Raw genomic sequence first — 21,854 nt, 5'->3', positions numbered from 1 at the left:
CGACGCGCGGAATTTCGGAGCCACTGATCAGTGGCTGTGGCCCTCGTCGTGATGCCCATCACCAGCGTCGGTGGGTGCCTGGTCCGCGGGCGCCTGCTCGGTGGGCGCCGGGTCCGCGGGCGTCTGGTCGGTCGAGGTCTCGGAGGTGCCGTGGTCGTGCTCGGCCGGCTCCATCGTGGACGCGAGGGCGTCCATGCCGAACCAGGTCAGGGCCGCGACGACGAGCAGGCCGGCACCGAACGGGCTCACCAGGTCGCGCCAGCGGCCTTCCTGGTCCTTGGCCACGAACGCGGCGTACGACATGAGCAGGCCGATGGGCGTCATCGCTGCCGAGCGCCCCGGGAACTGCTCGAAGTGCTGGATGCCACCGCCCAGGAGACCGACGCCGAACGACAGGAGCAAGGAGAAGGCGACCAGCGAGATCGCGCGCGTGAGCGTCGGGCGCTCGGCGGCGAAGACGAACTCGTTGACCACGGTGCCGAGCAGGAAGACGAGGGCGCCGACGGCGCAGATGACGGTGTAGACCGGCGGGTCGATCGGGTAGTGCACCACGGCTCCGGCGATGAGCGCGGCGCCCACGAAGTAGAGCATCGCGCCGACGTAGCGGGCGTGCACCGAGGGCGTTCCACCGGCCGTCGGGCCTGAGGGCGCCTCCGGCGTGGTGCTCTCGTGGGACGGGGCGGTGATCGTGGACATGCGGTTCCTTTCGGTGCCTGGGTGCCTGCTGACCCCGGCGAGGGTCTGGGTCGCGGGCGACGTCGGCGCGGCGGCGCGACGCTAGACGGGCGACGCCGCCATTTCCAATCGCCGGTCGCGACGTGGCAGGGACTGCTACTCGGGCCGACGGATCCGCCGCTAGGGTCGGCGTCATGAGTGCGACCGTGCAGCGCGTGCTCGGTGTGCTGGTGCTCCTCGTCGCCGGGATGCTGAGCCTGCCCCTCGCCGCGACCTTCCTCGACGACCCCGGCTCGGAGAACTGGATCATCGCGGTCCAGCTCGTCGTCATGGCTGCGATCGGCGCCGGGGTCACCCTCGCCCTGCCCGCCCTGGCGCGGTCCGGCTCCTCGACCGGGCGACGCGCCCTGACCGGGGTGTGGTGGGGACTGCTCGCGGCGTTCGTCGGCGTGGTCGTGTACTGGCTCCTGATCAGCGGGCTGCGCGGCGCCTGAGCGGCTCACCCTCCGGCTGCGCGGGCGCAGCCGATGCACAGGCGTGCCGTCGGCCTGGCCTCGAGCCGCCCGGCGCCGATCGCCTGCCCGCAGGTCTCGCAGGCGCCGTACGCTCCCTCGTCCCAGCGGGCCAGGGCCGCCTCGACCTCCGCGAGCTGCCCCTGTGCCTGCCGGACGAGCGCGCTCAGCTGTGACCGCTCGAAGGCGATCGTCGCGCCCTCCGGGTCGTGCTCGTCGTCGGCATTGGTGTCGCGCGAGGCCGCGACCACCCCGTCGAAGTCGTCGGTGAGGAGGGCCAGGCGGGCGCGGACGTGGGCCAGCTCCGCCTCCAGGAGCTGACGAACGTCCGGCGTGCTCGGGCCATTCATGTCAGCAGTCTGGCCGCTGTCGCGGCGGGTGACACGCAGCTCGACGAGAATCGCGTGCCCATCGCGCACAATGTCCGCGGGCTACTCCTGCCCGCAGCGAGGACCGGACGGGCGAGAGAGGTGCAGGTGCATGCGGGCAATCCTGTTCAGCAGCGGCTTGGCGGTGGTCTTCTCGCTGCTCGGGACCCGGTGGGCGATCCGGTGGTTCACGAAGCAGGGCTTCGGCCAGCCGATCAGGGACGACGGCCCGACCACGCACCACGTCAAGCGGGGCACGCCGACCATGGGCGGCCTGGTGATCCTGGTGAGCGCCACGGCGGCCTACCTCGTGTCCACGCTGGTCACCGGCGGGCTGCCGAGCGCGAGCGCGTGGCTGCTCCTGCTGCTGTTCCTCGGCTGCGGGGTCGTGGGGTTCCTCGACGACTTCATCAAGGTCTACACCCAGCACAACCAGGGGCTCTCCAGCCGCGCCAAGATGGCCGGACAGACGGCGGTCGCGCTCGCCTTCGGGGTCCTGGCCACCCAGTTCTTCGCCGATGAGCGAGGTGTCCGGCCCGCCTCGCACTACATCTCCACCACGCACGACTGGGGGATCAAGCTGCCCCTGGTCGTGGTCCTGCTGGTGATCTGGTTCATCGTGACCGGGACGTCCAACGGGGCCAACCTCGCGGACGGCGCCGACGGACTGCTCGCCGGCACCTCGGCGATGATCTTCGGCGCCTACACGATGGTGAACATCTGGCAGAACAACCAGCTGTGCGGCTCCGCCCGCCCCACCGTGGTGGAGTCCCAGTGCTACCAGGTGCGCGACCCACTCGACCTCGCGGTCTTCTCCGCGGCCATCGCGGCAGCCTGCATCGGGTTCCTGTGGTGGAACGCCAAGCCCGCCCAGATCATCATGGGCGACGTCGGCTCGCTCGCCATCGGAGGTGCGCTCGCAGGGCTGGCGATCATGTCGCGCACCGAGCTCCTGATGGTGGTCATCGCCGGGCTGTTCGTCATCGAGACCTTGTCGGTGCTGCTCCAGATGAGCTACTTCAAGCTCACCCGGCGCCTCACCGGCACCGGGCGGCGCATCTTTCGGATCGCCCCGATCCACCACCACTTCGAGCACCTGGGCTGGGACGAGGTGACGGTCGTGATCCGCTTCTGGATCGTCGCCGGCGTGTGCGTGGCGAGCGGGCTCGGGATCTTCTACGCCGCCTGGCTCGGCTGAGCGCGACCGACACTCGCGCCCAGCCGTCGAGCCTGACCGGTCAGGACCCCGCGTCGACGTCGCCGCGCCAGGCACCGGACTCGTTGCCCCGGCTCTCGATGAGCTGCTTGAAGCTCTCGAGGTCCTTGGCGACCTGGCGGTCGTCGACGTTGATCGCCGAGGCGACCTTCTCGGCGGCGCCGGACGGCTGCCAGTCGATCTGGACCATCACGCGCGTGGTGGACTCGTCGAGGCGGTGGAAGGTGACCACGCCGCCGTGCTGCACCTCGCCGCCCACACTGCGCCACGCGACTCGTTCATCGGGGTGCTGCTCGGTGATCTCGGCATCGAACTCGCGCTCGACGCCGGCGATGTTGGTGACCCAGTGCGTGTGGGTGTCGTCGGACTGCGTGATCGACTCGACCCCACCCATGAACTCCGGGAAGGACTCGAACTGGGTCCACTGGTTGTAGGCAGTGCTGACGGGTACGTCGACATCGATCGACTTCTGGACCTGGCCCATGGTCGTGACCTCTTTCTCGTTGGCGAAGTGTGTGTCGTTGCACCTCGCCGTACCCACCGCGCGCCGACCCATACGGACCAACCAGGTGGGCCTGGCCAGGGCAGAGCTGGTGGTCGGGGTGGCAGGCTGGGGGCGTGACCACGATCAAGATCAACGCCATCACCGTCCCCGCGGGCTCCGGCGACGAGCTGGCCCACCGCTTCGCGGCACGCGCCGGCGCGGTCGACGGGGCCGAAGGCTTCGAGGGGTTCGAGCTGCTCCGACCCACCGATGAGCGCGAGCAGTGGCTCGTCATCACCCGCTGGCGCGACGAGGCGTCGTTCCAGGCATGGGTGAGCTCGCCCGGCTTCGCAGAGGGACACCGCTCCGCGACCGAGCGAGCCGGCGGCGACGCGCCCCTGCCGGTCTCGACCCACAGCGAGGTGTGGAGCTACGAGGTAGCAGGCGGTTCGGACCCGAATCCCGCCTGACCGGCTCGACCGGGCCCACCCGGGGTGGTTGGCCCCAGCGTGAGGTCCCCGCGGGCCGGAATCGCGAGCCCCCCGCCCAGGGGGCTGGGGGCAGTCGGATGTCTCAGTCGTCGAGGACCCGGACCCGGGCGCATGCGATGAGCGATCCCAGGTCGAGACCGTAGCTCGGACCGGCAGCGTCTTCGTAGGCCTCCAAACGACCCGATGCGCGTTCGACGAGCCGAGACGCCCCGACCTTGTTGCCGCGCGCATGATGCGTCAACCCCACGCACAACTGTGCCAAGCCTTGCCACAGCTCGCGTTCCTCGTCCGGGCACGACTTCCACCGGACCTCAAGGGCTTCGTGTGCCGCGAAAGGACGTCCTTCGTCCAGGAGACGGCGGGCGTACGCCAAGGTCTCCGCGGGCGCAAGAGGTTCCTCGGAGATCGGCTCGACGCCCTCCGCGCCATAGGGCAAAGGGCGCCCGAGAGCGTCGCGTGGTCGAGCCTGCTGGGCACGCCCGTGTTCGTTTCGATCCCGATCGCCGAGCACGTCAAGCCCGCTTCGCGACCGCATGAAGCACGACGGCGCGGATGCTCCGGCCATGCGTGGCTGACAACGCTGTCTCCCGGTAGCGCGCGAAGGCCACCCGTGACTCCGTCAACATCGTTCTCCTCCGTGCTAGGGACGTCGAGTGCTCCATCGGCGCGCTTGACACTCCCGAGGCGCCGTCTGTCCTCACCATACGGACGCCACCGGGACTGCGTCGCGAGCCACCCGAGTAGCCAAAGCCTGTACGCACGACTGGCCGGACACGCACCTGGCCCCGGATCCGAGGACCCAGGGCCAGGTGGTGTGTGGTGACTCAGGGCTGGCGCGTCCCCTTGGGACCGCCCTTGACCTTCGTCGTCGTGGCCACCGGTCCGAAGACCTGCAGCTCGGCGATGCGGACCATGTTCTCCGGCGGATTGAGCACCGCCCGGTCCGGCGTCGACGCGGTGCTGTCGCAGTCGGGGTTGCTGAACACCGGGTCGTTGGACGGGTTGGTCTCGTTCTGGTACTCCGGGCCACCGGTGCACTGGTTGTCCCGCACCCGGATCCGGACGTGCGTGGCCCGGACTGCGGTGAACGCGAAGCTGCGCAGGGTCAGGTCCGGCGCCGCCGGCCGCGGCCGGACGCCCGGGAAGGCGTCGGCGGCACTGCGGTAGACGATGTCGAACTCCGCCTCGTCCGTGGTGCAGGTGTTGCCCGCAACGGTGGCGTCGCAGACGAGGATGTCGAACGAGCGCAGGGCCGAGAAGCGGCTCTGGCTACCGGAGTCGGGGTCGCTGGCATCGGTGGGCCGGAGCGCGGTACTGACCTGCACGTCGGTGATGTCCACCGGCGTGCTGCCGAGTTCGACCGTGACCTGACGGCCCTCGACCTGGCGGCCCTCGCCCTTGCCCTGGCTGGCGGTCCCCTCGGCCGTCAGCGACGCCCAGTTGGTCTCCTCGGTGTCGTCGATCAGGCTGCCGAGGTTGATGCCGTCACCCGTCGCGGTCGCACCGTTCGCGGCCGAGGCGAGGTTGCGGCGCATGGGCACCGACAGGGTCACCGTCTCGCCCGGGGCGAACGTGCGGGTGAACCGCTGGGCGCCGTACCCCGGGGCCTGGGCGATGAACTCGTACGTGCCCGGCACGAACTGCACGGTGTCGGAGGTCGCGGTGCTCGGGTCGTTGTCGGCCGTCGGGCTGATGCGGGCCTCGTAGACGCCGGTGTAGACGGTCATCTTCTGAGCCACTCCGCTACCGGTGTCACCAGCCGCGAACGTCACGGTGGCCTCGTCGGTGGCCAGCGGCGAGGACCAGCCCGGCACGGGCTCGCGGTCGCTCGCGTCGGTCGAGGAGGCAGTCTCACCCATGCCGCGCTTGGCGAAGGCCCGCCAGAGCACGGCTTGGTTGGCACCGTCGAAGCGCAACCGGTCCGCGGCGAGCATCGCGTCGCGCGAGTCGAGCATGGTCGAGCCGGCCGGGTTCAGGAGCAGGCCGTCGAACATGATCTGCGCCCAGCGCCGGTTGCCCGGGCACTGGTCGGCGGGGAGCACGCCCTCGGCGCAGCGCAGCTGCAGCGCCTTGTCCGAGGACGGGAACTGCGCGTCGTACTTCGCGTTGAGCGCTTCGGCAAGGTCGTAGTTCGTCGCGCTCCAGATCTCACTGTCGGCGTGCGCCGTGGTGGTGCCGTTGCCGTCATACTCGAGGTCGGAGTAGTTCAGCGGGCTGACATTCATCCCGTAGTTGCGGATGCCGCGCTGCTTGTTGCCGCTGACGTACGGCGCGAGGGCGAACGGGTTGGCGCCCTCTCCAGTGCTGATCCCGTAGCCGCGGAAGTACTCGGCGAAGATCAGGTCCGACCACGACTCGGTCTGGCCCTGCGTGCTGCCGGTGCCGGTGTCGGGACCGGCCACCATCCGGTTGCTGATCGCGTGACCGTACTCGTGCGCGACCACCGCCATGTCGTAGGCACCGTCGGTGCAGGCGGCGTAGAACGCACCCGCGAGCGGCTGCCAGAGGTACTGGTTGGTGATCGGCGCGATGCCGTCCTGCAGGGTGATCTGGTTGGCGTTGTCCCGACCGTTGAAGGTGCGGCGGCCGGCCTGGGCGTTCCGACCTCGGGGTCGTTCTCGCGGTGAGGGGCGGTGTTGCCGAAGTTGGACACCTGCAGGTTGGAGTTGAGCTCGGTGAAGCCGAGGTAGTAGCTCCAGTCGTGCATGCGGTTGTGCATCGCGAACAGGTTGGCGGTCGCGGCGTCGTCGTCGTTGCCGCCGACCTGGTCGAAGGTCCGGGGGTCACAGCTGGAGGTGAACCAGGTGTTCTTCCACGGGTAGTCGTAGCGACGGTCGGGCGAGTAGGGCCGCTGCACCACGGTGTCGGGCGTGAGGAAGCTGACCTCGGAGATCGAGGTCGTCGCGTTGTTGCCCATGGTGGTGAACGTCGCCAGGCTGGGCGCCAGGACGTCCCACGGGACGCGGGAGGCGATGTTCTGCTGCTCCTCCTGGCACGCAGAGCTGTCGGAGATCCAGCACCACAGCTGCCGGGTGTCGGCATCGGGAGCGTTGGAGTCGACGAAGTTCGGGTTGGCCGGGAAGACCCGCCACCGCGGCATCTGCACCTCGGCGCTCGCTGTCGGACCGGTGCTGAACGACCCGGCGTACCCGATCGAGCCCGCGCCGGGCGTGAACTCGCAGATCTCGACGAAGTAGTCGCCCGCAGGCACGCCGCCGCCCGGGGCGTAGGTGAGAACCTCGGGGCTGGTCAGCAGGTCCTGGGACGCGACCGCCGCGTCCTGGCCGCTGCGATAGAGGTTGATCTTGACGTCGTCGTCGAGGCCGTTGGGCATCGTCGTGGCGACCGAGACGGTCAGCTGGCCCTGATCGGAGTCGACGGCGTAGGGGCCGTGCCGCTGGTCCGCGGGGGTGCAGCTGCCCGCGTCGTCGGTCGACCCGGAGAAGGTTGCCGCTGTGGGCGCAGCCCCCGCTGTCATCTTGAGGCCGTTGGCCAGGTGGTCCACGCGGTTGTCGCGCACCCACACCTTGCCCGTCTCGGCGTCGACGAAGCTGATGTACGCCGCGGGGTCGCCGTGCTCGTCGTCGCTGTGGTCGGCCTTGAGCAGCGTGGTCTCCCACACCCGGCGCACGCCGTCGGTCGGCGTCGGCAGCGCCATCAGACGCGCTCGCTGGACATCCCGCGAGGCGGAGCTGGAGAAGGTCGTCCACACCCCCTCGACCCCGGTCTCGGTCAGCGTGCCGAGCTCCATGCCGGCGTCGGCAGCGGCGGCCTTCAGGGCCGCGACCGCACCGAGCGACTGCGTGCCGCTGACCGCGTCATCGCCGGTGACGGAGGAGGACACCCAGGCGACCCGACCGTCGCGCTGGACGCCGACGGTCAGCAGACCCTCCCAGGCGGCGACGAGGTCGTCGAAGGTCTGCCGGAAGGTGACGACGTGCGCCACGTCGAGATTGCGGATCTCTTGGCCGTCGCGCTGGCGCGCGAGGTCGGGAGCGTCGAGCAGTGGCGCGTCGCCGACCACCTTGAGCGAGGCGACCCCGCTGGCGGAGAGCCGGAACAGGTCGCGGTTCTGATCCACGAAGGAGCGGGCGACGTCCACCGCCGCGCCGGCCTTCGGCCCCGACAGGTAGCCGGTGGTGCTCATCAGCACGTGCGGGGTGCCGAAGTGGTTCCAGCGAGCCGTGTCGGCGCCGAGTGTCTGCGCCGCAGCACGCTGGGAGGCAAGGGGGGCGATCTCCCCGGGGCGGGCGTCGAGGTTGGAGACCTTGTCCTCCTCCCCCTGGAAGGAGAACTTCGCGTTCTCCAGCTGTGGCTGGGCAACGGACTGGCCCGAGGCGGGCAGGCCGCTCGCCAGCAAGGCCAGGCCGATCGCGGATGCACCGAGGAGGGTTGCCCTCCGGCGCCGTGACTTCGCAGGGACGTGGTGCACGTGTGATCTCCTCCGCGCCGGCCGCAACAGCTGGCGCTGATGGGCGACCCGGTGGGGCCGCGGGGGTAGTTGTCGACGTACGTGACGCGACCCGTGGCATCGGTGTCTCCTCCGCAACGAGTGCGTCAGGCCCTCAACGAGCCAGTGTGAGCCAGGTCACGCCGATGTTCTCGACCACTCCGCCGAGCGAGGCGCACTGTCACCGGACAGGTGTCTGGACGTCTCTCGCCACTCGCGCAGCCCCGTCTCGGTCTTGTAGCTCGGAACTCAGCCGCGGTAGCTCCGTATCGCATCCACCACTGCCGCGCGCACGAGTTCGTGGGCCGGAGCAGGCAGCTCGTCGAGACCGAACCACCCGATGCCGTCGTGTTCCTCTGGAGCGATGTTCTCCGGCGTTCCCTGCCAGTCGCGCACCAGCCAGGCGCTCAGGAGCGCCGGCTCTTCCGCAGGCCCTGCAGTCACGCGACACAGATGGGATGTCGAGTCGGTCGCGATCCGCACGCCGAGCTCCTCGTGCAGCTCTCGTGTCAGCGCGCCAAGCTCTGACTCGTCAGCCTCGATGACCCCACCGGGCAGGTCCCAGACGTCCGGGTAGGCACGCTTGTCCGGCCTTCGGTGCACGAGAAGCACCCGGTCGTCACGGATCAGCGCTCCAACGACGACCTTGTGCATCCGTCTAGCGAAGCACGGGCCCCCGACAACGGGCGTGGGCCCCTGCCGGGGTGCGTGCTCTACTCGGCAGTGCCCAGCCCGTCAGTGCGCCATGTCCACGAAGCGCGAGTAGTGGCCCTGGAAGGCGACGGTGATGTCACGGGTCGGGCCGTTGCGGTGCTTGGCCACGATCAGGTCGGCCTCGCCGGGGCGGGTCGACTCCTTCTCGTAGACGTCCTCGCGGTGCAGCAGGATCACCATGTCGGCGTCCTGCTCGAGCGAACCGGACTCGCGAAGGTCGCTCATCATCGGCTTCTTGTCGGCGCGCTGCTCCGGACCACGGTTGAGCTGGGAGAGCGCGATGATCGGCAGCTCGAGCTCCTTGGCCAGCAGCTTGATCTGCCGGGAGAACTCCGAGACCTCGAGCTGGCGCGACTCGACCTTCTTGCCCGAGCTCATCAGCTGCATGTAGTCGATGACGATCAGCTTGAGGTCGTGGCGCTGCTTGAGCCGGCGGGCCTTGGCGCGGATCTCCATCATCGTCATGTTGGGCGAGTCGTCGATGAACATCGGCGCCCCGGAGACCTGGCCCATCTTGCGGGCGAGGTGGTCCCAGTCCTGGTCGGTCATCTGCCCGTTGCGGATGTGGTTGAGCGGCACCTTTGCCTCGGCGGAGAGCAGCCGCATCATGATCTCGGTGCGCGTCATCTCGAGGCTGAAGAAGACGCTGGTCAGGTTGTTGTGGATCGACGCGGCCCGGCAGAAGTCGAGGGCCAGGGTCGACTTTCCCATGGCAGGACGCGCCGCGACGATGATCATCTGACCCGAGTGCAGACCGTTGGTCAGCTCGTCGAGGTCGGCGAAGCCCGTGGGCACGCCGTAGAGCCCGGCCTCCCGGTTGCCGATCGCCTCGATCTCGTCGAGCGTCGGGTTCATGATGTCGCTCAGCGGCGCGTAGTCCTCGGTCGCGCGGCGGTCGGTGATCTTGTAGACCTCCGCCTGCGCCTGGTCGACGACGTCGTCGACCTGGCCCTCACCGGCATAACCGATCTGCACGATCTTGGTGCCGGCGTCGACGAGCCGGCGCAGGATCGCCTTCTCGCGGACGATCTCGGCGTAGTAGCCCGCGTTGGCGGCGATCGGCACGTTGGCCGAGAGCGTGTGGAGGTATGGCGCTCCGCCGACCCGCTCCAGCTCGCCCTTGCGGCTCAGCTCGGCCGCGACGGTGACCGGGTCAGCGGGCTCGCCGCGGCTGTAGAGATCGATGATCGCGTCGTGGATGACCTCGTGGGCGGGGCGGTAGAAGTCGGGGCCGCGCAGCGTCTCGGTGACGTTGGCGATCTCGTCCTTGGAGATCAGCATCGCGCCCAGGACGCTCTGCTCGGCCGCGTTGTCCTGCGGGGGCGTGCGGTCGCCCGGGCGGCGCGGTGCCTGGCCGGGCTCGAAGGCCGCGGGACCGTCGCCCCACTCGAAGTCGGCCTCGCTGCGACCCTGCTCGGTGATGCTCACCGTTGTCCCCTCACTGGCGATCGCCCACCTGGCGACCACCCATCGACACTCGCACCACGACCCCGAAACCGACCGTAGACGGCGCCACCGACATCGTCGGAGACCCCGATCGGCGCCGGCGAGCACCCTGCGCGTTCGCGCGACCGTACGTCCTCGCCGAGGCCGTGTGCCAGTCGTCGAAACGGAGTTATCCACAGGCCTTGTTGATAACTGGGGAGAGCAGGTGGACGACACGCCACCCGATGTGCAACGACTGGGGACCCAGCTGTGGACAGACCGGAGCGCTCGCCAGCGATTATCGCTTTGACCTGCAGAAACAGTGTCGTGGGCCTGTGGAGGAAAATTGGGGTCGAAAGAGTTTGCCCAGCTTCTCGGCATGTGGGAGCTGCCGGTCGGTTTGTCGACATGGCGCCGGATTGTCATGTCTTCGACGAGTTGTGCACCGTTCATGCACAGGTAGTCCGAAAGGACTATCGACATCATCGGATCGCAGTGTTCGTCATGACCAGAGTGGGCGCCTGGCCGTTACACTCGGCTCGTGACGTCCACCGATCGCGAGATCCTGCGCCTGGCTGTGCCGGCGTTCCTCGCCCTCGTCGCCGAGCCGCTCTTCCTGCTCTCCGACGCCGCGATCATCGGTCACCTCGGCACCACCGAGCTCGCGGGACTGGGGATCGCCGGCGCCGTGCTCCAGACGCTGGTCGGCCTGTGCGTCTTCCTCGCCTACGGCACGACGGCGAGCGTGGCGCGACACCTGGGCGCCGGCGACACCCGGGGCGCGCTCACCCAGGGCATCGACGGCTGCTGGCTCGCGGTGCTGATCGGCACGCTCGTCACCGTCGTCGGCGCCGTGCTCGCGCGGCCGCTCGTCGAGCTCTTCGGTGCCGGGGCTGCCGTCAGCGACCAGGCGACGGCCTACCTCCAGGTCGCGATCTTCGGGGTGACGCCACTGCTGCTGATGCTCGCCACGACCGGCGTGCTCCGCGGCCTGCAGGACACCCGGACCCCGCTGTGGGTCGCCGTCGGCGGCAACATCGCCAACATCGTCCTCAACGTGGTCTTCGTCTACGGCCTCGACCTCGGCATCGCCGGGTCCGCCCTCGGGTCCGTGCTGGCGCAGCTCGCCAGCGCGGGCGTCCTCGTCGCGGTCGTCGTGCGCGCAGCACGACGCGAGGGAGCGCCGCTCACCCCCGACCGCAGCGGCATCGTCACCGCCGCTCGCACCGGCGTACCCCTCGTCCTGCGCACCCTCACGCTGCGAGCCTGCCTGCTCGTCGGCACCTACGCCGTGACCCTCGCCGGGCGCGACACCGCGCTCGACCTCGCCACCCACCAGATCGCCATCACGCTGTGGACCTTCCTCGCCTTCGCCCTCGACGCGCTCGCGATCGCTGCCCAGGCCATCACCGGACGTGCCCTGGGCGCGGGTGACGTCGACGGCACCCGCGCCCTGACCCGGCGGATGGTGCAGTGGGGCTGGGGGGCAGGCATCGTGAGCGGTCTGCTGCTCGCCGCCAGCGCCCCGTTCCTCGGACCGCTCTTCTCCCCGGACACCGGCGTCCACCACCTGCTCGTCCCGGTGCTGCTCGTCGCGGCCCTCGGCCAGCCGATCGCCGGTGTGGTCTTCGTCCTCGACGGCGTGCTGATCGGCGCGGGCGACGGCGCCTATCTCGCGTGGGCCGGCCTCGGCGTGCTCGCCCTCTACGCTCCCGCCGCCGTCCTCGCGGCCCTCGGCCCCGGCGGACTGGTCCCGGTCTGGCTCGCGATGGTCGTCGTCTTCATGGGCGCGCGCTTCGTCCTGCTCACCCGACGCGCACGCACTGACACGTGGCTGGTCACGGGGTCGCTAGCCTCACGCCCATGAAACCGCTCCAGTCCGTCGCGATGGGACTGGTGATCGTGGTGCTGGTCGCCCGGTTCGGCGGCTACGACGCGCTCGCCGATCCGGTGGGCTGGCTGCTCGTGCTCTGGGGCGTACGGCGCCTGCCTGACCCCACCACCCTGCTGGTGCTCGCCGCGGCGGCCCTGGTGGTCGCGTGCGCCGTCTGGTTCCCCGCGACCCAGCAGCTGCTCGACGACGGCGACCCGTCGTTGCGGTGGGCGGTCAACCTCCCGCAGGTCCTCTTCGCACTGGTCCTGTGCCGGCACCTCGCCGGCATCGCCGGTGCCGCCGGCGACCAGCGCGCCCGGGCCTGGCTGCGCACGGCCGTCGTCCTCAACGCGGTGCTGGCCGTCGCGCCCGTGCTCGTCTTCGCCTCCTCGGCCGACGAGCTGATCGCCTCGGTCTATGCAGCGGCGGCCGGCGTCGCGCTGCTCCTCATCGTCTTGCTGTTCGCCTACGCAAGCCGGCCGTGGGCACCGGGCTCGTAACCTAGGCAACGACCGGCGGCTGCTCGGAAGGCCCCCACACCCTCAGGAGACCGCATGCGCACGCGCCGCCTCGGCGTCACCACCGCCCTCTCGCTCGCCGGCGCCCTGCTCGTGGGGGTCCCCCTGGGCACCGGGCCGGCCACCGCGGCGGCCGACTGCCTCTCCGAACCGCCGACCGGGCTCCTGGGCGCGTCGTGCGACGACACGGTGCCGCCCGAGACCACGCTGACCGCCGTGTCGACCCCACCCAACGCCGGGGGCTGGGTCGCCACCGCCACGATGGGGTTCACCTTCGCCGGCTCTCACACCGACGCCGACACCGGGACGCTCGCCTTCGAGTGCCGGCTGGGCGGCCCGGTCCAGGCCCACGACTGGGTGCCGTGCACCTCCCCGCGCTCCTACACCGGGCTGGTCGACTCCGACGCGGCGCCGTACACGTTCCAGGTCCGCGCCGTCGACACCGCCGACCGCAACCACCGCGTCGGCGGCGGCTTCTCCCCGCCTGAGGTCGAGGACCTCGACGCCACGCCGGCCCAGCTCAGCTGGGGCCAGGACACCGTCGCGCCCGTCGCCTTCGTCAACCCCGACCTCTACGACGAGGAGACGCCCCAGCAGCCGGTCGTGGTCGGTCGCAGCCTCGCCGTCCGTCTCAACAGCAACGAGCCCGGTGCCACCTTCGACTGCGAGATCGACGGCGAGGCGACTCCGTGCACGCCCGGCCGGTGGACCTACACCGGCGCCACCTCGGGCCGGCACTTCCTCCGAGCGCGCAGCGTCGACAAGGCCGGCACGCCCAGCGCCTGGTCGGAGACCTCCGAGTTCTTCGTGTCCCGCGACCTGCGGGGCCGGCGCGGCTGGAAGACGGTCAAGAAGTCCGGCGCCTTCGACCGCACCCTGGCCAGGTCGAAGCGCAAGGGCGCCCGGATCGTGCTGCCCAAGCAGCGGGTCGGCGAGCTTCGCCTCTATGCGCCGACCGCCCCGTCGTACGGCAAGGTGCGGGTCAAGATCGGTGCGACCAACTGGCGCGTGGTCGACCTGTCCGCGCCGCGCTCGGCGCAGCGGGAGTTCGTCGTCATCGACCGCTACCAGGGCGCCCGCACCGGGAAGGTCGTGATCGAGGTGCTGACCCGCAACAAGCCGGTCCTCCTCGACGCGATCGTCGCGCGGACCAACGTCTTCCAGGGCTGAGCCCCCCGCCCCGCAAATGACGAACGGCCCGCCCGCTCCGAGGAGCAGACGGGCCGTGCGTGTGGAGCAGCGTCAGGCCGGAACGACGTTGAGCGAGACCTTGGCGGCCACCTCGTCGTGCAGCTTGACCGACACCTCGTGCGCGCCGAGCGACTTGATGGGCTGGGCGACCACGATGGTGCGGCGGTCGACCTTCTCACCGGAGAGCTCGGTGATGGCGTCGGCGATCTCGGCGGTGGTGACGGCGCCGAAGAGGCGACCACCCTCACCGGAACGGACCTTGACGTTCACCGGAGCCTGCTCGAGCTTGTTCTTGATCTCGACCGCGTGGCCGGCATCGCGAGCGGCACGCGAAGCGCGGGCAGCCTTGATGGACTCGATGGTCTTCTCGCCACCACGGGTCCAGCGGAGGCCGAGGCCCCGCGGGATGAGGTAGTTGCGGCCGTAGCCGTCCTTGACCTCGACCACGTCGCCGGGGGCGCCGAGGCCGTCAACTTCCTGCGTCAGGATGAGCTTCATGTCTCGTGCTCCTCTCAGCGACCGGTGGACGTGTAGGGCAGCAGAGCGACCTCGCGGGCGTTCTTGACCGCGATGGCCACGTCACGCTGGTGCTGGACGCAGTTGCCGGTCACGCGACGCGCGCGGATCTTGCCTCGGTCGGAAATGAACTTGCGGAGGAGCGTGGCGTCCTTGTAGTCGACACCGGTCGCCTTCTCCTTGCAGAACTGGCAAACCTTCTTCTTGGGCTTGCGAATCACTGCCTTGGCCATTGTGGTGCTTCCTTTCTAGAAGCCCGGCCCTGCCGAACAGACAGGGGCGGAATGGTTGAGGTGATTACGGACGGGTTGTGCTGATCAGAAGGGCGGTTCTTGCGAGCCGCCGACGCCGGGGGCACCCCACGGGTCGTTGGCGGGGGCAGGGTTGCCACCGCCGTACCCGCCCTGGTTGCCGCCCTGGGCCGGCTGGCCGCCGCCCTGCGGAGCGCCGTAACCGGCACCCTGCGAGGGAGCAGGCGTGGCCCACGGGTCGTCGGCCGGGGCGTTGCCGCCCTGTCCGCCGCCCTGGCCACCGCCACCGAAGCCGCCACCGCCACTGGAGCGGTTGGCGCGGGTGACCTTGGCCGTGGCGTACTTCAGCGAGGGACCGACTTCTTCGACCTCGATCTCGAAGACGGTGCGCTTCTCACCCTCGCGGGTCTCGTACTGGCGAGACTTGAGTCGGCCCTGCACGACGACGCGCATGCCGCGCTGCAGCGACTCGGCGACGTTTTCCGCCGCCTGGCGCCACACCGAGCAGGAGAGGAACAGCGCATCGCCGTCCTTCCACTCGTTGCTCTGCTTGTCGAACGTGCGGGGCGTCGACGCGATCCGGAAGTTCGCCACGGCCGCACCCGAGGGGGTGAAGCGCAGCTCCGGGTCGTCGACGAGGTTGCCGACGACGGTGATGATCGTCTCGCCTGCCATGTCAGGTCTCCCTAGAAGTCAACTGATCAGTGATGTTGGTGGCCACCATGACGGAGCCCACCGACAGTGGTCCAGAGGTCAGCCCGAGGGCCGGACCTCACTTGGCGTCGGGACGCAGGACCTTGGTACGCAGGATGGACTCGTTGAGCGTGAGCTGGCGGTCGAACTCCTTGACCGTGGCCGGCTCGCAGGTCAGCGAGATGACGGCGTAGATGCCCTCGGCGTTCTTCTTGACCTCGTAGGCCAGACGACGACGACCCCACACGTCGACCTTGTCGACACTGCCGCCGTCCTTGCGGATGACGTTGAGGTACTTGTCGAGGGACGGCTCGATGGTGCGCTCCTCGAGACTGGGGTCGAGGATCACCATCACTTCGTAGACACGCGACATGCGTGGCTACCTCCTTCGGACTAAAGGCGGCCACGGACGTTCCGTGGCAGGAGGATGTGCCCCCACTGGACGGGGGCGACAGGCAAGGTTAACAGCGAGCCGGGCCGGACGGGCAAATGCTGGCCTGTGGATGAGCGGACGCACGGATCGAGCCGTGCGGCTAGCGTCGTGACCATGCGTACGGCGCCGCTCCACCACACCGTCATCGCCGGCCGCTACGCCATGATCGACCAGATCGGTGCGGGCGGCATGGGCTCGGTCTGGCGGGCTCGCGACGAGCGCTCCGGCGAGGTCGTCGCGGTCAAGGTGCTGGGCCAGCACAACGCCGCACTGCTGATCCGCTTCGTCCGCGAGCAGGCCGTGCGCGTGCGCCACCCCCACGTCGTCGCGCCCATCAGCTGGGCCGCCGACGACGACCTGGTCGTGCTCGCGATGGACCTCGTCGCGGGCGGCTCGGTCCAGGACCTGCTCGACGAGCACGGCACCCTCCCGGTGGGCTATGCCGCGGTGCTGCTCGAGCAGCTCCTCCAGGCGCTCGCCGCGGTGCACGCGGCCGGACTGGTGCACCGCGACGTGAAGCCGGCCAACCTGCTCCTCGACCCCTCCGAGCCCGGCAGCGACCGCCCCCACCTGCGGCTCGGCGACTTCGGCGTCGCGGCCCCGATCGCGGACGCCCGCTACACGACGGTCCCCGGCGCGATCGGCACCCAGGGCTACATGGCGCCCGAGCAGGCCCGCGGCGCACCGCCGGACCCGGCCCAGGACCTCTATGCCGTCGGTCGCGTGGGGCTCCAGCTCGTCAGCGGCCTGCCACCGGAGCGGCAGGGAGAGATCGGGTCGGGGCCGCTGCGGCCTCTGCTCGAGCGGCTGCTCGTCGTCGACCCCGAGCAGCGGCTCGCCTCCGCGGAGGCTGCCCTGCGGCTGCTGCGCCGCCTCGACATCGCCTTCGAGGCCGGGCCCCGGGTCGTGGATCGCCTCGGCCGGCAGCCCACCGACCAGATCGACTGGACTGCCTGGGCCCTCCTCGGTGCCTGCGTCGCCGTGCTCGCCCTCTGTGTCGCGGTCATGGTCGGCACACTGCGCTGACCTCCCGGTCCACCCGACGGCGGTGTCACGGCTCCAGAGGGACCGAGACGACTCCGATCGAGCGTCCGAAATCGAAGCGGACGGTCCGGGGGGCGTCACCCGAGACCACGTAGGCGGCCCTGACGACGGAGGGAGCGGCGCTGTCCAGGACGGTGCCGGGATCGTCACCCAGCAGCATCGTGGCCTTCCCTTCGATCCGGGCGTCGACCACGAGCCAGCTGCGGGAGTCCGGCGCCCAGCCGAGCCCCGCTACGTAGGGCAGGCGGTGGATCGCCGCCACCTGGCACCCGTTGTCGAGTGTCGCCGCCACCGGGAAGTCGCGCGCGTCGCAGAGCCTGTCGACGCTCGTCGTCGCGGTGGCGAGCTCGAGCAGGCTCTCGGCAGGCCCGGCGCCCACCGCACCCGTGCCGGGATCGACCGTCTGGGTGAAGCCGTCGTAGGTCACCTCGATGCCCAGAGGGTCACTGACCCCCACGACCATCGCGCCCGACCGGCCTGCCTGCGCGGTGATCGGAACGGGCACCTCGGCGCCGCCGTCCACGACCGTGAGCGTCGGCTGCGGGAGATCCTGTGGCTGGCGCCCGTCGAGGAGCACGCTGCGCGCGTCGCTGCTCGGATGGGCCTCGAAGGACCATTCCAGGCCCAGCAGTGTGACTCCCTCGTCGACCGGTTCCAGGCTCCCCTTCCCGCTGGGGACCGGGCCCAGGTCCTGGGCGACCTCCAGGGTCAGCACACCCGAGGGCAGGCCCACGGCGGCGGTCGCGGTGTCCTCGATCGCGGTCGCGTCGACCTGCTCCACCTGGCCGGCCTCGACCTCGACCGGCTCGTCCCCGTCATCGGACGTGCAGGCGGTCGACGACGTCACGATCACCACGAGAACCACCGCTGCTCGTCCCAGCCACGCTTGGCGCCTCATCGGTCGGTGGTTCCCCAGTTGTCGTCGTTCGCATATTGGTTGGCCGCGAGTCCGTCCGGCACCGGCCACTTCGCGTTCTCGAGGGCGCTGTCGCCGCCGGTGAGCTCGGACCAGGCCATGAATCCGGAGTTGCGTCCCTGGATGCTCACCTCGCGCATGGCCGTGACCACGGCGTTGAGGAAGTTGGCCCCGTCCACGATGATGCCGACGGGCGCTGTCACGGTCGCCGTGGGCAGCTTCGTGATCTCGATGTCTCCCAGCAGGGTGTCGACGATGTCGGACACCAGCGCCACCAGCGCCTGGATGACGTCCGACCAGCACTTCTGGATCATCTCCGCCGCGTCGGCCATCAGGTGACTGGCCGAGCCCATCTTGGCGGCCATCACCGTCATGGCGCCCTTCTGCTGGCCCGCAGCGCCGGAGTAGGCCTCGAAGCCGCGCCCGTCCCAGAAGATCTTGACCGTGTCGGTCGACTTCCCCACCGCAAAGGCGGCGTCACCCAGGGAGGACTGCGCGGTCTGGTAGCCGGCGCCGAGACCGTTGAGCTTCTCGGGGTTTCCGAAGATGCCGTCGATGCAGGCCTGCATGGCGTCCACGGCCTTCTTGTGCGCGTCCCACAGATCAGACAGGAGGTCGCCCAGCTTGCCGTTGAGCCAGTCCTTGACCTCGCCGATCAGGACGGCTCCGGAGATCGCACCCACCAGCGAGCCCAGCGGACCCCCGACGATGCCGATCGCACCACCGATGATGGCCGCGTCGACCTCGCTGAGGCCGTTGATCTTGTGCTGGATCTTCTCCCCCCACTTCTCGATCTCCTCGACCAGCTCGTCGTTGAGCTCGATGATGCGGTTGAACCACATGTCGGGGGTGCCGAACAGGATCAGGTCCGTGAGCTGCCCTTGGAGGGGCGGAGCGTCGTAGTCCGGCAACCCGGGAAGTCGATCGCCCATCAGAGACCCGCCTCCTGCTTGGTCATCAGCGTCGAGATGTTGGCGTCGGTCGCTTCGTAGTCCTTGGCGACCTGCTCGAGGGCGTCGCCCATGTCGGTCGACGTCTCACTGCCCGTCCCGAGGACTCCGGCGGCTGCCGTCGCGAAGTCGTCGTGCGGCTGCTGCAGGGAGGCCAGCAGGACGCCGAACAGATAGCCCTGTCCCTCACCGTTCGTTGCCTTGGTCTTTGCCGTGGCCAGCTTGGGACTCGCCTCGCTGCGCCACGTGAAGGCGCAGTTGTAGAGCGCCTGGGTCTCGACGTAGATCGACTGAGTTGGTTTGGTCATTGCTCCACCGCTTCCTTGAGTGCGTTGTTGAGGCGCTCCAGGCTGGTGGCCCACAGCCACTCCTGGTCGACGTCGACCGCCGTCAGCTGACCCCGATCGTTGCGGGCCAGCGAGACATATCCGTTGAGCGATGTCGTCCGCCGCATCCCCGGCGCCTGGATCGGTTCGAGGCCGCCGCCGTTGATGTAGCGCGCCAGGTGGTTCATCTGCTCCTCGTGCGTCCGCACGACCAGCCGGGGGGCGGTGGGACCCGGGAGGGGTGCCAACGGCCGGTCGGGGTCGGAGGGAGGACGGTCAGGATCGAACGCCCCCAGGAGGGCGAGCTCGTTCAGCACCCGTGCCGCCTCCGCGCGGTTGGCCGCCTCGAGGACGGCGTCGCGCAACCCCGTGTCGGACGTGGTGACCGACGTGAGCTCGAGGACCTGGACGGCCATGACCTCCCCCTGGCAATCGAGGGAGACCTTCACCAGCCGGGCCGGATCGGTCGCGTCGGCCTCGATGGTGCCGACGTAGTCGGGGCTGAGCACCCGACGTACTGCTTCCTGGTTCGACATGCCCAGCATCTACCCGCCGCCCCGACGAGCAAACACTCGAACTGACGTCGGATCCCGGCGACGAGGTTTCCGCGTCGGTGCCAGCGCATAGCCTTGCCGTCATGGACATCAAGATCGGCGCGCACGTGGACCAGACCGACCCCATCGCGCAGGCACAGGCGCGGGAGATGCCGCTCGTGCAGTTCTTCCTCGGCGACCCGCAGGGCTACAAGGGTCCCGAGGTGCAGTACGCCGACGGCGCAGCCGCGCTGAAGGCCGCGGCCGAGGCCGCCGGCGTCGACCTCTACGTCCACGCGCCCTACATCGTCAACGTCGCGACGACGAACAACCGGATCCGGATCCCCAGCCGCAAGCTGCTGCAGCAGCACGTCGACACGGCCGCCGAGATCGGTGCCAAGGGCCTGATCGTGCACGGCGGCCACGTCAACAAGGACGACGACCCCGGTGTCGGTTTCGACAACTGGCGCAAGGCGATCGATGCGACCGACCTGAAGATCCCGCTGCTGATCGAGAACACCGCCGGCGGTGGCAACGCGATGACGCGCTACCTCGACCGGATCGCGGGTGTCTGGGACGCGATCAGCGGCTGCGAGCAGGCGGACATGGTCGGCTTCTGCCTCGACACCTGCCACGCGCACGCCGGCGGCAACCCGCTCGAGACCGTGGTCGCCGACGTGCGTGCGATCACCGGGCGCATCGACCTGGTCCACTGCAACGACAGTCGCGACGAGTTCGACTCCGGCGCCGACCGGCACGCCAACCTCGGCGCCGGCAAGATCGACGCCGACCTCCTGGCCGCCGTCATCCGCGACGCCGGCGCCCCGGTCATGCTCGAGACCCCCGGCGCGGCCGCCCAGCACATCGAGGACGCGGCCTGGCTGCGCGAGCGCCTCTGAGCCTCCCCGAGCGGTCGAGAACGGCTCCGTGCCGTCCGGCCTCCGTGCGCGCAGAAAATTGATTGCCCTCTGCATGCAACCAGATGGGGCAGTACTGCGTCTGGGTATGTAGAGAGCTGGCTGGACACGCACGGGGGTCGTGTCCGGCCGTCTTTCATTTTGTGACCGGCTTCGGGCCTGTGTGGGTCTGGCCGCCCAGCCGATACCGTGGCCCGGTGACTCCTCCGACCACGATGCCGCTCTCCGTCCGGACCATCACGACGGCCGAGCACGCAGCGTTCATCGCCGCCCGCCCCAGCGCGAGCTTCCTCCAGACCCCCGGCTGGGCCAAGGTCAAGCCCGAGTGGCGCGCCGAGAGCATCGGCTGGTTCCGCGACGGCACGCTCGTCGGCACCGCGCTGGTCCTCTACCGCCAGCTCCCCAAGCTGAAGCGGTTCCTCGCCTACCTGCCCGAGGGTCCGGTCATCGACTGGCTCGACGACGACCTCTCGGCCTGGCTCGACCCGATGGCCGCGCACGCGAAGAAGCAGGGTGCCTTCGGCGTACGCATGGGGCCGCCCGTCATCACCCGCCGCTGGAGCGCCGCGCAGATCAAGGACGGCATCGCCGACGAGACCGTACGGCGCCTGACCGACGTCGCCCCGCTCGAGCGCTCCCGCGAGGGCGCGGCCGTGGTCTCCCAGCTCCACGAGGGCGGCTGGCGACCGCAGGCCGTCGAGGGCGGGTTCGCCGCCGGGCAGCCGCAGTTCAACTTCGTCATCCCGCTCGCCGGTCGCACCGAGGAGGACGTGCTCAAGGGCATGAACCAGCTCTGGCGCCGCAACATCAAGAAGGCCGCCAAGGAGGGCGTCGTCGTCGAGCAGGGCTCGCGCGCCGACCTCAAGGCCTTCCACGACCTCTACGTCCACACCGCCGAGCGCGACCACTTCACGCCGCGCGGCCTGGCCTACTTCGAGACGATGTTCGACGCGCTGTCGGCCGAGGCACCGGGCCGGATCACGCTGTGGCTGGCGCGTCACGACGGCGACCTCGTCGCCAGCACGATCGCGATCCGCGTCGGCACCCACGCCTGGTACTCCTACGGCGCCAGCTCGACCGAGAAGCGCGACGTCCGCGGTTCCAACGCCGTGCAGTGGGAGATGATCCGCGACGCGCTGGCCAACGGCGCCGAGGTCTACGACCTGCGCGGCATCACCGACACCCTCGACTCCTCCGACTCCCACGTCGGCCTGATCCAGTTCAAGGTCGGCACCGGCGGCGAGGCGGTCGAATACGTCGGCGAGTGGGACCTGCCGCTGAACAAGCCGCTCTACAAGGCCTTCGACCTCTACATGAAGCGACGTTCGTCGTGATCCGGGGCAGCTTGTCGCGTCATG

General features: G+C 69.8%; 24 protein-coding genes and 1 pseudogene. 9 read left to right on the top strand and 16 right to left on the bottom strand.

Going from position 1 to position 21,854, the window contains the following annotated elements; translation table 11 throughout:
• Positions 1 to 27: 27 nt before the first annotated feature.
• Positions 28 to 696, bottom strand: coding sequence for a hypothetical protein (locus C9J87_RS07345; RefSeq protein ID WP_107705119.1), 669 nt, complete (start codon positions 694 to 696; stop codon positions 28 to 30).
• Between the two features lie 173 nt (positions 697 to 869).
• Here C9J87_RS07345 and C9J87_RS07340 point away from each other — a divergent pair, with 173 nt between their 5' ends.
• Positions 870 to 1,169: a hypothetical protein gene (locus C9J87_RS07340; protein ID WP_157953141.1), complete on the top strand. Its 300-nt coding sequence runs from the start codon at positions 870 to 872 to the stop codon at positions 1,167 to 1,169.
• A 5-nt stretch (positions 1,170 to 1,174) separates the two neighbouring features.
• Here the strand turns inward: C9J87_RS07340 and C9J87_RS07335 are convergent, their stop codons facing one another.
• Positions 1,175 to 1,537, bottom strand: coding sequence for a TraR/DksA family transcriptional regulator (locus C9J87_RS07335; protein WP_036493581.1), 363 nt, complete (start codon positions 1,535 to 1,537; stop codon positions 1,175 to 1,177).
• Positions 1,538 to 1,667: 130 nt separating this feature from the next.
• Here C9J87_RS07335 and mraY point away from each other — a divergent pair, with 130 nt between their 5' ends.
• Complete coding sequence (gene mraY, locus C9J87_RS07330; RefSeq protein WP_010834546.1) at positions 1,668 to 2,753, top strand: phospho-N-acetylmuramoyl-pentapeptide-transferase; 1,086 nt, start codon at positions 1,668 to 1,670, stop codon at positions 2,751 to 2,753.
• A gap of 40 nt (positions 2,754 to 2,793) precedes the next feature.
• Here the strand turns inward: mraY and C9J87_RS07325 are convergent, their stop codons facing one another.
• Positions 2,794 to 3,255, bottom strand: a complete 462-nt coding sequence (locus C9J87_RS07325; protein WP_107705205.1) for an SRPBCC family protein — start codon at positions 3,253 to 3,255, stop codon at positions 2,794 to 2,796.
• Positions 3,256 to 3,389: 134 nt separating this feature from the next.
• Here C9J87_RS07325 and C9J87_RS07320 point away from each other — a divergent pair, with 134 nt between their 5' ends.
• Complete coding sequence (locus tag C9J87_RS07320) at positions 3,390 to 3,725, top strand: antibiotic biosynthesis monooxygenase family protein (RefSeq protein WP_107705117.1); 336 nt, start codon at positions 3,390 to 3,392, stop codon at positions 3,723 to 3,725.
• Positions 3,726 to 3,828: 103 nt separating this feature from the next.
• On the opposite strand, the gene C9J87_RS07315 is transcribed toward C9J87_RS07320, so the two are convergent.
• The 5 genes and pseudogenes from C9J87_RS07315 to dnaB all read right to left on the bottom strand — a co-directional run bounded on the left by C9J87_RS07315 (position 3,829) and on the right by dnaB (position 10,338).
• The gene (locus C9J87_RS07315) at positions 3,829 to 4,311 is read right to left on the bottom strand and encodes a DUF309 domain-containing protein (protein ID WP_232819914.1); all 483 of its coding nucleotides are present in this window, start codon (positions 4,309 to 4,311) and stop codon (positions 3,829 to 3,831) included.
• A gap of 259 nt (positions 4,312 to 4,570) precedes the next feature.
• Positions 4,571 to 6,268, bottom strand: a complete 1,698-nt coding sequence (locus C9J87_RS19925) for a M36 family metallopeptidase (RefSeq protein ID WP_269801728.1) — start codon at positions 6,266 to 6,268, stop codon at positions 4,571 to 4,573.
• 119 nt (positions 6,269 to 6,387) lie between these two features.
• Positions 6,388 to 6,846: pseudogene (locus tag C9J87_RS20415) on the bottom strand (M36 family metallopeptidase); the annotation flags it as partial.
• 1,599 nt (positions 6,847 to 8,445) lie between these two features.
• Positions 8,446 to 8,850, bottom strand: coding sequence for an NUDIX domain-containing protein (locus tag C9J87_RS07300; protein WP_107705114.1), 405 nt, complete (start codon positions 8,848 to 8,850; stop codon positions 8,446 to 8,448).
• 81 nt (positions 8,851 to 8,931) lie between these two features.
• Positions 8,932 to 10,338, bottom strand: a complete 1,407-nt coding sequence (dnaB, locus tag C9J87_RS07295; protein WP_198652296.1) for a replicative DNA helicase — start codon at positions 10,336 to 10,338, stop codon at positions 8,932 to 8,934.
• 538 nt (positions 10,339 to 10,876) lie between these two features.
• Between dnaB and C9J87_RS07290 the strand changes: the two genes are divergently transcribed.
• From C9J87_RS07290 to C9J87_RS19630, 3 genes are read left to right on the top strand one after another with little or no spacing between them, the layout of a single operon-like run.
• Entirely contained in the window at positions 10,877 to 12,202 is a 1,326-nt protein-coding gene (locus C9J87_RS07290; protein ID WP_107705112.1) for an MATE family efflux transporter, read from the top strand.
• Positions 12,199 to 12,708, top strand: a complete 510-nt coding sequence (locus C9J87_RS07285) for a hypothetical protein (RefSeq protein ID WP_036491398.1) — start codon at positions 12,199 to 12,201, stop codon at positions 12,706 to 12,708. The genes C9J87_RS07290 and C9J87_RS07285 overlap by 4 nt, the downstream gene beginning before the upstream one ends.
• Positions 12,709 to 12,762: 54 nt before the next feature.
• Positions 12,763 to 13,896: a hypothetical protein gene (locus C9J87_RS19630; RefSeq protein WP_010834555.1), complete on the top strand. Its 1,134-nt coding sequence runs from the start codon at positions 12,763 to 12,765 to the stop codon at positions 13,894 to 13,896.
• 72 nt (positions 13,897 to 13,968) lie between these two features.
• Here the strand turns inward: C9J87_RS19630 and rplI are convergent, their stop codons facing one another.
• The 4 genes from rplI to rpsF all read right to left on the bottom strand — a co-directional run bounded on the left by rplI (position 13,969) and on the right by rpsF (position 15,750).
• A complete protein-coding gene (gene rplI / locus C9J87_RS07270) occupies positions 13,969 to 14,415 on the bottom strand; it encodes a 50S ribosomal protein L9 (protein WP_010834556.1) in 447 nt (148 codons plus the stop codon).
• Positions 14,416 to 14,429: 14 nt separating this feature from the next.
• A complete protein-coding gene (gene rpsR / locus C9J87_RS07265; RefSeq protein WP_008355445.1) occupies positions 14,430 to 14,666 on the bottom strand; it encodes a 30S ribosomal protein S18 in 237 nt (78 codons plus the stop codon).
• An 84-nt stretch (positions 14,667 to 14,750) separates the two neighbouring features.
• Entirely contained in the window at positions 14,751 to 15,359 is a 609-nt protein-coding gene (locus tag C9J87_RS07260; RefSeq protein ID WP_010834557.1) for a single-stranded DNA-binding protein, read from the bottom strand.
• Between the two features lie 97 nt (positions 15,360 to 15,456).
• Positions 15,457 to 15,750 (bottom strand): 30S ribosomal protein S6, encoded by a 294-nt coding sequence (gene rpsF / locus C9J87_RS07255; RefSeq protein ID WP_010834558.1) that lies wholly within the window; start codon positions 15,748 to 15,750, stop codon positions 15,457 to 15,459.
• Positions 15,751 to 15,924: 174 nt separating this feature from the next.
• Between rpsF and C9J87_RS07250 the strand changes: the two genes are divergently transcribed.
• Positions 15,925 to 16,836, top strand: a complete 912-nt coding sequence (locus C9J87_RS07250; protein WP_232819905.1) for a serine/threonine-protein kinase — start codon at positions 15,925 to 15,927, stop codon at positions 16,834 to 16,836.
• A gap of 25 nt (positions 16,837 to 16,861) precedes the next feature.
• On the opposite strand, the gene C9J87_RS07245 is transcribed toward C9J87_RS07250, so the two are convergent.
• From C9J87_RS07245 to C9J87_RS07230, 4 genes are read right to left on the bottom strand one after another with little or no spacing between them, the layout of a single operon-like run.
• Positions 16,862 to 17,752 (bottom strand): hypothetical protein, encoded by an 891-nt coding sequence (locus C9J87_RS07245; protein WP_157953140.1) that lies wholly within the window; start codon positions 17,750 to 17,752, stop codon positions 16,862 to 16,864.
• Complete coding sequence (locus tag C9J87_RS07240) at positions 17,749 to 18,702, bottom strand: hypothetical protein (protein WP_107705108.1); 954 nt, start codon at positions 18,700 to 18,702, stop codon at positions 17,749 to 17,751. The genes C9J87_RS07245 and C9J87_RS07240 overlap by 4 nt, the downstream gene beginning before the upstream one ends.
• The gene (locus C9J87_RS07235) at positions 18,702 to 19,028 is read right to left on the bottom strand and encodes a hypothetical protein (protein WP_010834562.1); all 327 of its coding nucleotides are present in this window, start codon (positions 19,026 to 19,028) and stop codon (positions 18,702 to 18,704) included. Before C9J87_RS07235 ends, C9J87_RS07240 begins: the two co-directional genes overlap by 1 nt.
• Positions 19,025 to 19,582 carry a hypothetical protein gene (locus C9J87_RS07230; RefSeq protein ID WP_157953139.1) on the bottom strand — a complete coding sequence of 186 codons (558 nt, stop codon included), beginning with the start codon at positions 19,580 to 19,582 and terminating at the stop codon, positions 19,025 to 19,027. The genes C9J87_RS07235 and C9J87_RS07230 overlap by 4 nt, the downstream gene beginning before the upstream one ends.
• 101 nt (positions 19,583 to 19,683) lie before the next feature.
• On the opposite strand from C9J87_RS07230, the gene C9J87_RS07225 reads away from it, so the two are divergent.
• Together C9J87_RS07225 and C9J87_RS07220 are read left to right on the top strand one after the other, a co-directional pair.
• Entirely contained in the window at positions 19,684 to 20,478 is a 795-nt protein-coding gene (locus tag C9J87_RS07225; RefSeq protein WP_107705106.1) for a deoxyribonuclease IV, read from the top strand.
• 233 nt (positions 20,479 to 20,711) lie between these two features.
• Entirely contained in the window at positions 20,712 to 21,830 is a 1,119-nt protein-coding gene (locus C9J87_RS07220) for a lipid II:glycine glycyltransferase FemX (protein ID WP_036491404.1), read from the top strand.
• Positions 21,831 to 21,854 lie beyond the last annotated feature (24 nt).

This window comes from Nocardioides allogilvus, assembly GCF_003047285.1.
GTDB lineage: Bacteria > Actinomycetota > Actinomycetes > Propionibacteriales > Nocardioidaceae > Nocardioides > Nocardioides allogilvus.
The sequence above is the reverse complement of the archived record's forward strand: the minus strand, read 5'-3'. Positions and strand labels throughout refer to the sequence as shown.